Raw genomic sequence first — 14,376 nt, forward strand, 5'->3', positions numbered from 1 at the left:
CCGCTGACTGCAATGACTGTCTTTATGGGGACTTTTAGACAAAAATAAAGGCGGCAATTACGCCGCCTTCAAGATTAACACGATGACTTAGCCGGAGATCTTACTTTTGCAGACGGCCATGGCATTGTTTGTATTTTTTACCAGAACCGCACGGGCAGAGATCATTACGACCCACTTTGCGATCACCAGAAGAAGCAAGACGTGCAGCTTCGGCTACTTCGATTTCTTGCTGATCCTGATGGCTAAGCTGCTGCTGACGAGCCAGACGTTCAGCTTCTTCACGACGCTGAATTTCCATCGCTTCCACTTCTTCAGGCATACGAACCTGAACTTTGCTTAGTACGCTGACCACTTCATATTTCAGAGATTCCAGCATGGCAGCAAACATCGCGAAGGATTCGCGTTTGTATTCCTGCTTAGGATCCTTTTGAGCGTAACCACGTAAATGGATGCCCTGACGCAGGTAATCCATTGCCGCCAGATGTTCTTTCCACAGAGAATCCAGCGTTTGCAACATCACGCCTTTCTCAAAATTGCGCATCATTTCAGCGCCAACCACTTCTTCTTTACGGGCGTAAGATTCTTTCGCGATTTCCATGATACGTTCGCGCAGGGTTTCTTCATGCAATTCCGGCTCTTTGTCCAGCCATTCTGCAATCGGCATTTCCAGCTCGAAGTCTTTTTTCAGACGTTCTTCCAAACCCTGTACATCCCACATTTCTTCCAGAGACTGTGGCGGAATGTAGCTGTCGATGGTCGCTTTGAACACGTCTTCACGGATGCTGGCGATGGTTTCGCTCACATCAGACACGTCCAGCAATTCGTTACGCTGGCTGTAGATCGCACGACGCTGATCGCTTGCCACATCATCGTATTCCAGCAGTTGCTTACGGATATCGAAGTTACGGCTTTCGACTTTACGCTGCGCATTGGCAATCGCTTTGGTCACCCATGGATGCTCAATCGCTTCGCCCGGTTTCATACCCAGTTTACGCATCATGCTTGATACACGGTCAGAGGCGAAAATACGCATCAGTGCATCTTCCATAGACAGGTAGAAGCGGGATGAACCGGCATCACCCTGACGACCCGCACGGCCGCGCAGCTGGTTATCAATACGACGGGATTCATGACGCTCGGTACCAATAATATGCAAACCGCCGGAAGCCAGAACCGCGTCGTGGCGAATCTGCCAGGCAGCTTTGATTTCTGCAATTTTCTCATCGGTGGCTTCTTCACCCAGGTTTTCAACTTCAACCTGCCAGCTGCCGCCCAGCACGATATCGGTACCACGACCCGCCATGTTAGTAGCGATGGTCACTGCGCTTGGCTGGCCTGCCTGCGCGACGATATCCGCTTCTTTAGCGTGGAATTTGGCGTTCAGAACGCTGTGCGCAATGCCTGCTTTGGTCAGTTCGTTAGAAACAACTTCTGATTTTTCGATGGAAATAGTACCGACCAGAACCGGCTGGCCTTTGGCAGTACACTGACGGATATCTTCGATAATCGCGCCAATCTTTTCCATTTCAGTCATGTACACCAGGTCGGCCATATCTTTACGCACCATAGGGCGGTTAGTTGGCACAACAATGGTATCCAGCTTGTAGATAGAGCTGAATTCGAACGCTTCGGTGTCCGCAGTACCGGTCATGCCGGCCAGTTTTTCGTACAAACGGAAGTAGTTCTGGAAAGTAATGGAGGCCAGTGTCTGGTTTTCGTTCTGAATGTCCACGCCTTCTTTCGCTTCAACCGCCTGATGCAGACCGTCTGACCAGCGACGACCTTGCATGGTACGACCGGTGTGTTCGTCAACGATGATAACTTCGCCGTCTTTGACGATGTAATCGACATCGCGGGTGAACAGGACGTGTGCGCGCAGTGCTGCGGTCACGTGATGCATCAGCATGATGTTAGTCGGGGAATACAGGGATTCACCTTCTTCCATAATACCGGCTTCAACCAACAATTCCTCGATCAGGACCAGACCACGTTCAGTCAGGTGAACCTGACGTGATTTCTCATCAACAGAGAAGTGACCTTCCCCCTGGAAGGAATCGGAATCTTCTTTTTCCTGGCGGATCAGTTTAGGGATCAGTTTATCCACACGGGTATACATTTCTGAGCTGTCTTCGGCCGGGCCGGAGATAATCAGCGGAGTACGTGCTTCATCGATCAGGATGGAGTCAACCTCATCCACCAGCGCGTAGTGAAGTTTACGTTGCACGCGTTCTTCAGGGCTGAATGCCATGTTGTCACGCAGATAGTCAAAACCGTATTCGTTGTTTGTGCCGTAAGTGATATCAGCAGCGTAAGCAGCACGTTTAGCCGGAGAAGGCATGCCTGGCAAGTTAATTCCGATGCTCAAGCCAAGGAATTCAAACAGCGGACGGTTATTTTCGGCGTCACGCTGTGCCAGGTAATCGTTGACAGTGACGACGTGAACGCCCTTTCCGCTCAATGCGTTCAGGTAAGCGGGCAGGGTTGCAGTTAACGTTTTACCTTCACCGGTACGCATTTCTGCGATGCAACGCTCGTTCAGTACCATACCGCCGAGTAACTGCACGTCAAAGTGACGCATCCCGAAGACACGTTTACTGGATTCACGCACCACAGCAAAAGCTTCCGGGATCAGGTTTTCCAGCACTTCACCTTTCGCCAGACGCTCACGGAACTCATTGGTTTTCGCCTGCAGTTGCTCATCAGTCAGTTTTTGGATTTCAGGTTCCATGCGGTTGATCAGGTCAACCACTTTACGCATGCGGCGCAATGTGCGGTCGTTACGGCTACCAAAAACTTTGGTCAATAATTTGATTAACATAGTGCTTAATATCTCTTGGAGGCCACCAAATGCAGCCAATAATTTGTTGATTTATAAATAGAGTTTAGAATTACAGTCTGTTAAATCAGAGAGAACGGGCCGGCACGAATGCCTTGCACCTGTGCTAACCACAGGCCGGTTTGATGCGATGAAGCAAGAGGGAGGAATGGCTGTTGCGTCTGACGGATGATAACCGGAGGTTTTGGCTCATGGGTCAGTAAAGCATTAAGGGTAACCAGCAACGCGAGTTGCTGAACATGCAACGGCTCAGCGGCCTGCATTTCTGCTTCCGGCTGCGCTACGGTGTAAACCACCTGCGGGGCCAAAGCAAAAGAAAGATGACGGATGACCGTGCGTAATGCATGCTGTTGCCAGTAATCAACACCAAAAGCCGGGCGGCGATTCGCCTGGAGTAACGCAAGATTACTCAGCCCTGTACTGGCGATGTTAAGACGATTTAGACTTGAGGACGTATTAGGAACCGCTGGCAGTTCCGTTTGCGACAGGCTCGTGGACACGCCAAGGCTTGCCGCGACCATCCCCAACAGGAGATGCGGCCAAAAATACCTTCTGCCAAATTGTCGCCAACGATTTAGAATGCCAATCACAAGTTTACAATCCGCCGGAGCCCATCATGCGCGATAGTCGCCCACAATTATTAGATATCCTGTTCGATGATGCCTCTTCGACTGAACAAAGCCCGCTGCGTATTGTTCAACAGCGTGCTGCGGCGTTATTGAAACTCAACCGCGCAGTGAAAGGTCTGTTACCGACGCCCATGCAACCATGGTGTCGTGTCGGTAATTATCGACAGGGAGTTTTAGTACTTGAAATAGCTAATGCCAGCTGGATGATGCGATTACGCTATGAACAACCCGCATTACTCTCTGCACTTCGAGCGCAAATTCTACCATCATTGTCATCAATCGACATCAGGATTAATCCTTCGCTCATGGCGAAAATGGAAAATGCTTCGCAGATCGCGATTAAAAATAAAGCGATCGCTGCAGAATCTATGCCCGTCAGGCATTTAAGCGCGCAGAGTGCAGAAGAATTAAGGGGACTTGCGAGCCGTAGCCCAGAGAAACTCAGAAAGGCTTTAGAACGACTGGCTGGCCTGGCCGGAGAGAGTGCCAAATCAACCAGTCGTAATAAGTAATACCAAAAGTACCGATTACGCCAATACTGTAGACGGTGCTTTAAAAGCCAGTGGCATTTCAGCTTCATCCTGGAATGTGACTAATTCCCAGGCTTCCTGCTTAGCCAGTACCGCTTGCAATAACTTGTTGTTCAACGCGTGACCCGATTTGTATGCGGTAAACGCACCAATGATGTTATGGCCACACATGAACAAGTCACCGATAGCATCCAGCATTTTGTGACGAACGAATTCATCTTCAAAACGCAAGCCATCTTCGTTAAGCACGCGATAATCATCCACAACAATTGCGCAATCAAAGCTGCCACCCAGGCACAAACCGCGTGACTGCAGGTACTCGATATCACGCATAAAACCAAAAGTACGTGCGCGGCTGATTTGGCGAACAAATGCTTCTGCGGAGAAGTTCATTTTGTAGCGCTGTGAGCTGGAATCAATCGCCGGGTGATTGAAGTCGATAGTGAAGTCCAGAGAGAAACCATTAAATGGTTTGAACTCAGCCCACTTATCACCGTCTTCAACACGCACGGTATCTTTGATGCGCAAGAATTTCTTCGCGCTGTTCAGCTCTTCAATCCCTGCATCCATCAACAGATAGACGAAAGGTGCAGCACTGCCGTCCATAATCGGCACTTCAGGCGCATCGACTTCGATAACGATATTATCGATGCCCAGGCCAGCTAATGCCGCATTAAGGTGCTCTACCGTAGAAATACGTACGTCATGCTCATTAACCAGGCAAGTACAGAGCATGGTATCACGCACGGATTTTGCATCTGCCGGGAAATCAACCGGTGGATTCAAGTCAGTGCGACGATAGATGACCCCGGTATTTGCCGGTGCAGGACGCAGAGTCAGGGTGACTTTCTTGCCGGTATGCAAACCGACGCCCGTCGCCTGAACGATACGTTTTAATGTACGTTGTTTGATCATCGTTTTTATCTCGCAATGTTTATCCATCCAACCGACCTAAGCATACCTTAAGGTCGGCGGGACAGTTTAGCACAAAGAGCGGAGATCCTACAATTCGGACTAGTCTGCCTGCTTACGCAGGAAGGCCGGGATGTCCAGATAGTCGGGCTCTTTATTAGATTGCGCGCTTTGATCATTCACCACTTTCGCCGCGGGTTTCGTTTCCTGCGGCAACGGAGACATCCCGTGCTGCTGGTAACGATGATCCATGACTGGCTGGCTGGCCGGTTTGTTGGTCACCAGAGTGATCTCAGGACGTTTGTCCATGCCGATACCCGTTGCAACAACGGTCACACGCAATTCGTCGTTCATTTCCGGATCAAGAGACGTACCGATAACGACGGTTGCGTTGTCTGATGCGAAAGCACGAATGGTGTTACCCACGGTTTCGAACTCATCCAGACGCAGGTCGAAGCCCGCAGTAATGTTGACCAGAACGCCGCGCGCGCCGGACAAATCGATGTCTTCCAGCAGCGGGCTGGAAATCGCCATTTCAGCGGCTTCTTCAGCACGGTCTTCGCCACATGCCACACCGGAGCCCATCATGGCATAACCCATTTCGGACATAACTGTGCGCACGTCAGCGAAGTCGACGTTCATCAGACCTGGACGGGTGATCAGTTCAGCGATACCCTGCACCGCACCTTTCAGCACGTCGTTGGCCGCACCGAAGGCGTCCAGCAGAGAGATACCACGGCCCAGAACTTTTAAAAGCTTGTCGTTCGGGATAGTGATCAGGGAGTCCACATGTTTGGACAATTCAGCAATACCCTGCTCCGCGAATGCCATGCGCTTTTTGCCTTCGAAGTTGAAAGGCTTAGTCACAACAGCAACGGTCAGAATACCTAAATCTTTTGCTACTTCAGCAACCACTGGCGCTGCACCGGTCCCGGTACCGCCACCCATGCCCGCTGCGATAAAGACCATGTCAGCACCTTCAAGCGCAGCGCGCAGGGCTTCACGATCTTCTTCTGCAGAATTGCGACCCACTTCCGGGTTCGCACCAGCTCCCAGACCTTTGGTAATACCGCTACCGATCTGAATCGTCTGGCCTACTGCCGTTTTACGTAACGCCTGAGCGTCTGTGTTAACGGCAAAGAATTCAACACCTTCGATGCGCTCACGCACCATGTGTTCGACAGCATTACCGCCGCCACCACCGACGCCGATGACTTTAATCACCGCGTCATTGGTCAGTTCCATAGGTTCAAACATAGTTTCTCTCCGTTTTGTGCCTGTCGCGTCGGGATCAAAAACCTTAACAGCATGATCCCGTTGTTAAAACATTAGAACTCTTTTCTCAGCCAGCTGTTGATTCGTTTGAACCAGTTGCCCACTGAGGCACGTTTTTCTACTTCGGCCTCACCGCTCAGGTGAGACTCCTTCCCGTAGTGCAGCAGCCCTACAGCCGTTGAGTAGTAAGGTTCCTGCGCATAATCCGTCAGCCCGGTGATGTTCAGGGGTTGCCCGATACGCACCTGGGTATGGAATACCCGCTGCGCACAAGCTGCCAGACCATCAATTTGTGCTGCACCGCCTGTCAGAACAATGCCGGCGGCCAGATGATGTTTTACGCCTTGCTGACGTAACTGCTCCTGCAATTGCAAAATTTCATCGTTCACTAAATTCAGCAATTCTGTGTAACGAGGCTCGATAACTTCAGCCAGTGTCTGACGCTGCAGACTGCGTGGTGGACGCCCACCGACGCTCGGCACTTCGACGTTTTCGTCTTTGCCGACAATTGAACCTAATGCACAACCGTGGCGAACCTTGATCGCTTCGGCATCGGTCGGTGGCGTTCCAAACGCATAAGCGATGTCGCTGGTGACCACATTCCCTGCATAAGGGATTACCTTAGTATGACGTAGTGCGCCGCCGGTATAAACCGCGATATCCATGGTTCCACCACCAATATCAACGACACAAACACCTAATTCACGTTCATCTTCCGTCAGAACGGCATAACTGGCTGCCAGACCGGCAAAAATAAGCTGGTCGACTTTTAAGCCACAGCGTTCTACCGCTTTCACAATGTTCTTCGCCATATCGTTATGGCAGGTAATCAGGTGAACTTTAGCCTGCATACGCACGCCGGAAAGTCCGACCGGGTTTTTAATCCCTTCCTGATAATCAATGGCATATTCCTGAGGGATCACATGCAGAACCCGATGCTCATCACGTACGCGTACCGACTTAGCGGTATGCACCACGTTCTCTACATCTTCCTGCGTGACTTCCTCTTCTGAAATAGGAACCATCCCTATTTCATTCTGACAACTGATATGTTTACCAGACAAAGCAAGGTAAACAGAGGAAATTTGGCAATCCGCCATCAATTCAGCCTGATCGATGGCGCGCTGTACGCATTTCACCACCGATTCCAGGTCATTCACGCCACCCTTGTCCATGCCACGGGATGGGCAACTGCCCACGCCAATAATATTGACCATGCCATCGGGCAGAACTTCCCCCACCAATGCGGCGACCTTTGCCGTACCGATCTCCAGCCCAACTACCAGTTTTCTGTCCGTCGACTTGATCATTGTTGTTTAGCCTGTGCCTGATTCTGTTGCTGATTACTGTTTTGCTGGTCAATAAACTCTGGTGCCCAACCTACTGACGCACCGCTGTCATAACGTAAATCGACATAAGTGATGCGTTTTTTATCGGCTTCAGCCTGTTGCTGGAATCGCGGGTAAAGCTCGATAAAACGTTGTAAACGCCCCATCCGGTCATCTCTCCCCAATTCCAGCCGGACGTCATTATCCAGAGTTAACTGCCACGAGTGACGTGCACTCATTGCCACTGCTTTCAACGTGAACTTGCCGGCGGCCAGCGCCTGACTCATCGTTTGAAAGCCCTGCAAAACATCCTGTTCGCTGCCTTCCGGACCGTAAAGCAACGGCATTTTTTGTTTGACCACACGCTCGGCGGGTATGCTGAAAGATTTGCCATCGGCATCAACCATATGCAGATCATTCCAGTGTGCGACCGGCACATACTCCACGAGATGTATCTTCAGTTCATTCGGCCATTGCTTACGTACGCTGACCTGTTTTATCCAGGGTAAACGCTCAATCTGCTGCTGAATGACGTTCACATCCTGCGTCATGAACGTTCCCGGTGCCCCTAAGGACAGAATCGCCTGACGAATATCATCGTTGGTCGTGTAATGCCGCTCCCCGGTGACAACTAACTGGGACAACGGCAATCGGTTTGCATCCTGCATCCAGCCGACAACGGCCCACGCACTCCATAAAATCGTTCCTACCACCAACAGCAGAAACACGATCCCTGCCAGCTGGCCACCGTTACTGCGACGGCCGTTGCTCTCGGCCGTCTCACGCTCTCGGGTATTCAGGGCGGCTTGAGACATATCAGTCTGCCAGTTCCAGAATACGGAAAACGAGTTGCGGGAAACTCAACCCGGCGTGTTTAGCCGCCATCGGCACCAGACTGTGGCTGGTCATTCCCGGCGACGTATTCACTTCCAGTAAGTTGAAGTTGCCGTCACCGCCCTGCATGACGTCGACACGTCCCCAGCCACTGCAATCGAGCGCCTGATAAGCCTGCAAAGCCAGTGAAGTCAACTGCTGCTCCTGCGCTTCGCTTAAACCGCTCGGGCAAAAATATTGTGTTTCATCAGACAGATATTTTGCCTGATAGTCATAAAACGTACCGGCTGGCTGGATGCGAATCGAGGGCATCACCTGGTTGCCCACGATAGCCACGGTATATTCCGGGCCACTCAGCCATTTTTCGATCAGTACGTTATCGTCATGCCTGAAGCCTTCCTGCAGGGCGGGTAACAACTCTTTTTCCGTTGTCACTTTGCTCATCCCGACGCTGGAACCTTCACGGCTTGGTTTGACGATCACCGGCAGGCCTAATTCAGCGATTTTTGCCGCCAGAGCGCCCTGCCCTGCTTCCTCAATTTGTGAACGATGCAGTGCGACAAACGGCGTGACCGGTAACCCTAAAGCCTGCCACACCAGTTTGGTGCGGAACTTGTCCATAGTGAGCGCCGACGCCATCACGCCGCTGCCGGTATAAGGCAAACCGATTTGCTCCAGCAACCCCTGCAACGTTCCATCTTCGCCACCGCGACCGTGAAGTGCGATAAAGACTTTGCTGTACCCTTCTTCTTTGAGAAGCGCCACATTAAACGTTTTGGTATCGATGCCGTGGGCATCAACACCGGATTCGCGTAAACCAGCCAGCACTGCGGCGCCTGACTGTAATGACACATCGCGTTCTGCGGAAGTACCACCCAACAATACCGCTACTTTCTCAGACATGATGTTCTTCACCTTTCTTTACTGGTTGCAGCTTTTGATCTGCCAATTTACGGGCCACTCTGCCGACATTACCGGCGCCCTGAACCAGAACTAAATCGTCGCCTTCGAGGATTTGCGCCAGACTTTCCGGCACCGCCTCAATATCAGAAACCAAAATCGGATCAAGCTTGCCGCGTGCGCGAATAGTGCGGCACAACGAGCGGCTGTCTGCGCCAGGGATCGGCGCTTCACCGGCCGGATACACATCCAGCATGATCAGCACATCAACCTGCGAAAGCACATTTGCGAAATCGTCGTACAGATCGCGAGTACGGGTATAACGGTGCGGCTGGAAGATCATCACCAGGCGCTTGTTTGCCCAGCCCGCACGCGCGGCTTTGATCGTCGCATCCACTTCTGTCGGATGGTGGCCGTAGTCATCGACCAGCATCGCGCTACCTGTTTTACCGTTCACATTTTCCAGCGCGTATTCGCCCAGAAAATCGAAACGACGGCCGGTACCCTGAAAACCTGCCAGCGCGCGCAAAATAGCATCGTCGCTGATATTTTCGTCCGTCGCGACGGCAACTGCGGCCGCGGCGTTCAGCGCATTGTGACGACCCGGCGCATTGAGCGTAACGCTTATCAGCGGCAAGTCCTGACGGCGCAGCGTAAAGTGACCTTGCGCGCCCACCTGACGGTAATTTTCGATAATCACATCGGCGTCTTCGCTGAAACCGTACGTCGTCATATGACGTCCTACGCGTGGGATCAGCTCACGGATAACCGGATCATCAATACACATCACTGCGCGCCCGTAGAACGGCAGGTTGTGCAGGAAATTGATGAACGTCTGCTTCAGGATTTCAAAGTCACCCTGATACGTGTCCATGTGATCCGCTTCAATGTTGGTCACGATGGCCACCATCGGTTGCAGATGCAGGAAAGACGCGTCGCTTTCGTCTGCTTCAGCGATCAGAAAGCGGCTTGACCCCAGACGCGCATGCGTACCTGCCGCTTTCACCAGTCCACCGTTTACAAAGGTCGGGTCTAGTCCGGCCTCGGCATAAATACTGGTCACCATCGCCGTGGTCGTTGTTTTACCGTGCGTACCTGCCACGGCAATACCGTGGCGAAAACGCATCAGTTCAGCGAGCATTTCTGCACGGCGGATCACCGGAATACGGGCTTCACGCGCCGCAACAATTTCCGGGTTATCGGATGAAATAGCGGTGGAAACTACCACCACACTGGCATCCAGCACGTTCTCCGGGCGGTGATTGAAATAAATCGTCGCGCCCAGCGCGGTCAGTTGCTGAGTCACCGCGTTAGGTGCTAAATCAGAACCGCTGATCTGATAGCCTTCATTGGCCAACACTTCGGCGATACCACCCATGCCGGCACCACCGATGCCAACAAAGTGAATGTGCCGGACACGATGCATCTCGGGCACGAAGGTACGCAGTTTCGCCAATTGTTGTGTATTCACGTTTTTATTCACTATTTCAGGTTACTGATTAATCCGTTTCTTACGGCTGGGACCCCACACTGCGTGGCCCGTTCATTTTCATTTTTTGCTTGCGGCAACCACTTCAGCGGCTACACGCGCTGTCGCATCGGGGATGGCGGCGGCACGTGCTGCCATCGCCATTTCCATCAGATGGGTTCTGTCCCATCCGGCCATCAGATCAGCGACGGCGGCGGCACTAAAATCTTTCTGTTCGATAATCTTCGCGGCACCGGCTTTTTCCAGCGGCAGCGCATTCCAGTACTGTTGACGGTCTTTATGCTGGAAAGGCACAAAAATCGCGGGTAAACCTGCGGCGGCAATTTCACTGACCGTTAACGCACCGGAGCGGCAAACCACCACATCGGCCCAGGCATAAGCCTCTGCCATGTCATCAATGAATTCGGTCACTTTATGCTGCGTCTGACCGGCTTTTTCATAAGCCTGATTCACTGACGCCAGAGCACCTTTACCGACCTGGTGCCACAACGTAATCTTATCGCCCATCAGCGCTGCCACTTCCGGCATGCTCTGATTAAGGACTCGCGCGCCCTGACTGCCACCAATCACTAATACGCGGATTGGACCTTCGCGGCCGGCCAGTCGGGTTGCCGGTAATTCCAGCGCCAGCACGTCAGTACGCACCGGATTGCCAACAACGTCAGCATTTGGAAATGCCCCCGGAAACGCCTGCAATACTTTTTTGGCAATGTGCGACAACCCTTTATTGGTCATGCCGGCAATGCCATTTTGTTCGTGTAACACCACCGGAATACCCAGTGACCAGGCAGCCAGGCCTCCGGGACCGGACACATATCCGCCCATGCCCAATACCACATCAGGCTGGAAGCGCTTCATGATGGCCTTCGCCTGACGCCACGCATGATATATGCGAACCGGTGCCGTTAGTTGCGCTTTAAGACCTTTCCCACGCAATCCGGCAATTTTAATGAAATCAATCTCGATACCATGTTTTGGAACCAAATCCGCTTCCATTCGGTCTGCTGTACCCAGCCAGCGAACTTCCCAACCTTGCGCGATAAGATGATGGGCTACTGCCAGTCCCGGGAAAACATGTCCCCCGGTACCACCTGCCATCACCATTAAACGCCGGGTATTGCCACTCATCGGGCACTCCTTACAAACGCCTGGGCTTTTGCCAGCCGCGTTTCAAAATCCACTCGCAGCAATAACACGATTGCCGTCGACATAATTAACAGGCTCGACCCACCGTAACTGATGAGCGGCAATGTCAGGCCTTTAGTTGGCAACATGCCCGCCGCAGCCCCGACGTTAACCAACGCCTGGAAGCTAAACCACACGCCAATTGAACAGGCTAAAAACCCTGAAAAACGCTGGTCGGTCTCTAACGCGCGACGCCCGATGGACATGGCGCGAAAAGCGACGAAGAATACCATTAACAGGGCGAGAACCACACCGAAATACCCCAATTCCTCGCCTAAAATGGAGAAGATAAAGTCGGTGTGTGCTTCAGGTAAATACTCCAGTTTCTGGACTGAATTACCTAAACCTTGTCCCCAGAATTCGCCACGACCAAATGCCATCAGTGACTGAGTTAACTGGTAGCCACTACCAAACGGATCCGCCCACGGATTCCAGAACGATGTCACACGGCGCATACGGTATGGCTCGGCAAGAACCAGCAGTACCACTGCGAATACGCCCGAACCGATAATGGCCAGGAACTGCCACATTTTTGCCCCTGCCAGGAATAACATCGCCAGCGTGGTGATGAACAGTACAACCACCGTACCAAGGTCCGGCTGAGCCAACAGCAATACTGCCAGCACGACCATCACACCCATCGGTTTGCAGAAGCCCCAAAAGTTACTGCGCACTTCATCCACTTTTCGCACCAGATAGCTGGCGAGGTAGCAGAACAGTGACAACTTGGAGAACTCTGCCGGCTGAATACGCAGCGGCCCGAGAGAAATCCAGCGAGATGCCCCGTTAACCGAGCTGCCCACCACCAGCACCACCAGCAACATGATGACCGACAGCAGCAGCAGGACATTGCTGTACTTCTGCCAGACCGCCATCGGCACACGCAATGTCACCAGTGATAAACCAAAGGCCAGACCGAGATAAATAGCATCACGTTTAGCAAACAAAAACGGATCGTCTGCCAGACGCTGACCAATCGGCATCGACGCTGATGTCACCATCACGAAGCCGACGATAGCCAGCCCGAAGGTCAGCCACAGCAAAGTCCGGTCATACAACACCAGTGTGACGGACTCGCTTTCTTTGGCGCCCATCACCCAATCATTAAATTTGCCGACGAGGCTCAGCCCGGGTATCCGCATCAACCCAACTCCTTCGCCAGCGCGGTAAAGATATCGCCGCGTTGTTCAAAACTGCGGAACTGATCCAGGCTGGCGCAGGCTGGCGACAGTAAAACCATATCGCCGGAAACCACACGCGTGCTGATATCACGCATCGCCTGTTCCATCGTTTCAAACAAGTAAGAAACGTCAGGGCGCAAATCCGCCAGCTCTGCGCCATCACGGCCAAAGCAGTAAATACGCAGATTGTCGCCCTGCAAATAACGCGTCAGTGGCGAGAAATCAGCAGATTTACCGTCCCCGCCTAATAACAGATGCAGCGTGCCTTCGACGTGCAGACCGTTCAATGCGGCTTCGGTACTGCCGACATTGGTCGCTTTAGAGTCGTTAATCCAGCGAACGCCGTTATGTTGCCATGCCACCTGAAAACGATGAGCCAGACCGGTAAAGGTCGTCAGGGCTTTCAGGCTGGACGCATGAGGAATACCGACTGCATCCGCCAGCGCCAGCGCCGCCAGGGCATTGGTGTAGTTATGGCGTCCTGTCAGTGGCATCTCACGGGTATTCAGGACTTTCTCGCCACGCACACGTAACCAGATATCATCCTGCTGACGGGTCAGATGGTAATCACCCACATCAACACCAAAACTCACGCAGCGTTTATCCGCGCCACGTACCGGCATGGTCAGCGCATCGTCGGCATTGACGACGCATAATGCTGCGTTCTCATAAACTTTCAGTTTGGCTGCACGGTATTGCTGCAAACCAAACGGATAGCGGTCCATGTGGTCTTCAGTTACGTTGAGAATGGTCGCCGCCGCCGCGTGAAGACTGTGTGTGGTTTCAAGCTGGAAGCTGGAAAGCTCAAGCACAAACAGATCGTATTCGTGATCCAGCATGGTCAGCACAGGCAAACCGATATTGCCGCCCACGCCCACGCGCCATCCGGCCGCTTTCGCCATCTCGCCGACCAGCGTGGTGACAGTGCTTTTACCGTTCGAACCGGTGATAGCCACAATTGGGGTTTGCGTTTCGCGGCAGAACAATTCGATATCGCCAATGATTTCCACGCCAGCCTCTGCAGCTGCGCTCAGTGCTGGCGTTGCCAGCGCAACACCCGGACTTGAAATGATCAAATCAGCGTCCAGCAGCCAGTCTTCATTGAGTGAACCGAGATGACACTCAATGTTATCCGCCAGTTTATCGAGTCCTGGCGGGCTGACGCGGGTATCAATGACACGCGGCGTGACGCCACGTGCAACAAAGAAATCAACACAAGACAGGCCGGTAAGACCCAGCCCGATGATGACCACTTTTTTACCCTGATAGTCAGCCAT

12 protein-coding genes are annotated in these 14,376 nt (G+C 52.5%); 1 reads left to right on the forward strand and 11 read right to left on the reverse strand.

Features of this window, described 5'->3' with window-relative positions:
- Window positions 1–100: 100 nt before the first annotated feature.
- Together secA and secM are read right to left on the reverse strand one after the other, a co-directional pair.
- A complete protein-coding gene (gene secA / locus DXU84_RS10430) occupies window positions 101–2,818 on the reverse strand; it encodes a preprotein translocase subunit SecA (protein WP_013577001.1) in 2,718 nt (905 codons plus the stop codon).
- An 80-nt stretch (window positions 2,819–2,898) separates the two neighbouring features.
- Window positions 2,899–3,426 (reverse strand): secA translation cis-regulator SecM, encoded by a 528-nt coding sequence (gene secM, locus DXU84_RS10435; RefSeq protein ID WP_037033422.1) that lies wholly within the window; start codon window positions 3,424–3,426, stop codon window positions 2,899–2,901.
- A 26-nt stretch (window positions 3,427–3,452) separates the two neighbouring features.
- Here secM and DXU84_RS10440 point away from each other — a divergent pair, with 26 nt between their 5' ends.
- Window positions 3,453–3,977 carry a DUF721 domain-containing protein gene (locus tag DXU84_RS10440; RefSeq protein ID WP_119262103.1) on the forward strand — a complete coding sequence of 175 codons (525 nt, stop codon included), beginning with the start codon at window positions 3,453–3,455 and terminating at the stop codon, window positions 3,975–3,977.
- 15 nt (window positions 3,978–3,992) lie between these two features.
- Here the strand turns inward: DXU84_RS10440 and lpxC are convergent, their stop codons facing one another.
- From lpxC to murD, 9 genes are all read right to left on the reverse strand, one after another.
- Window positions 3,993–4,910: a UDP-3-O-acyl-N-acetylglucosamine deacetylase gene (gene lpxC, locus DXU84_RS10445; RefSeq protein ID WP_015690467.1), complete on the reverse strand. Its 918-nt coding sequence runs from the start codon at window positions 4,908–4,910 to the stop codon at window positions 3,993–3,995.
- 99 nt (window positions 4,911–5,009) lie between these two features.
- The gene (gene ftsZ / locus DXU84_RS10450; protein WP_013577005.1) at window positions 5,010–6,164 is read right to left on the reverse strand and encodes a cell division protein FtsZ; all 1,155 of its coding nucleotides are present in this window, start codon (window positions 6,162–6,164) and stop codon (window positions 5,010–5,012) included.
- Between the two features lie 71 nt (window positions 6,165–6,235).
- A complete protein-coding gene (gene ftsA / locus DXU84_RS10455) occupies window positions 6,236–7,492 on the reverse strand; it encodes a cell division protein FtsA (protein WP_009634688.1) in 1,257 nt (418 codons plus the stop codon).
- Window positions 7,489–8,325 carry a cell division protein FtsQ gene (gene ftsQ / locus DXU84_RS10460; protein WP_013577006.1) on the reverse strand — a complete coding sequence of 279 codons (837 nt, stop codon included), beginning with the start codon at window positions 8,323–8,325 and terminating at the stop codon, window positions 7,489–7,491. The genes ftsA and ftsQ overlap by 4 nt, the downstream gene beginning before the upstream one ends.
- Before the next feature lies 1 nt (window position 8,326).
- A complete protein-coding gene (locus DXU84_RS10465) occupies window positions 8,327–9,247 on the reverse strand; it encodes a D-alanine--D-alanine ligase (protein WP_153375623.1) in 921 nt (306 codons plus the stop codon).
- Complete coding sequence (murC, locus tag DXU84_RS10470) at window positions 9,240–10,715, reverse strand: UDP-N-acetylmuramate--L-alanine ligase (protein ID WP_015690468.1); 1,476 nt, start codon at window positions 10,713–10,715, stop codon at window positions 9,240–9,242. Before murC ends, DXU84_RS10465 begins: the two co-directional genes overlap by 8 nt.
- A gap of 78 nt (window positions 10,716–10,793) precedes the next feature.
- The gene (murG, locus tag DXU84_RS10475) at window positions 10,794–11,861 is read right to left on the reverse strand and encodes an undecaprenyldiphospho-muramoylpentapeptide beta-N-acetylglucosaminyltransferase (protein WP_112150991.1); all 1,068 of its coding nucleotides are present in this window, start codon (window positions 11,859–11,861) and stop codon (window positions 10,794–10,796) included.
- A complete protein-coding gene (ftsW, locus tag DXU84_RS10480) occupies window positions 11,858–13,060 on the reverse strand; it encodes a cell division protein FtsW (protein ID WP_013577010.1) in 1,203 nt (400 codons plus the stop codon). Before ftsW ends, murG begins: the two co-directional genes overlap by 4 nt.
- Window positions 13,060–14,376, reverse strand: coding sequence for a UDP-N-acetylmuramoyl-L-alanine--D-glutamate ligase (gene murD / locus DXU84_RS10485; protein ID WP_153375625.1), 1,317 nt, complete (start codon window positions 14,374–14,376; stop codon window positions 13,060–13,062). The genes ftsW and murD overlap by 1 nt, the downstream gene beginning before the upstream one ends.

It is taken from the genome of Rahnella sp. RcJ3 (assembly GCF_009498575.1).
GTDB lineage: Bacteria > Pseudomonadota > Gammaproteobacteria > Enterobacterales > Enterobacteriaceae > Rahnella > Rahnella aceris.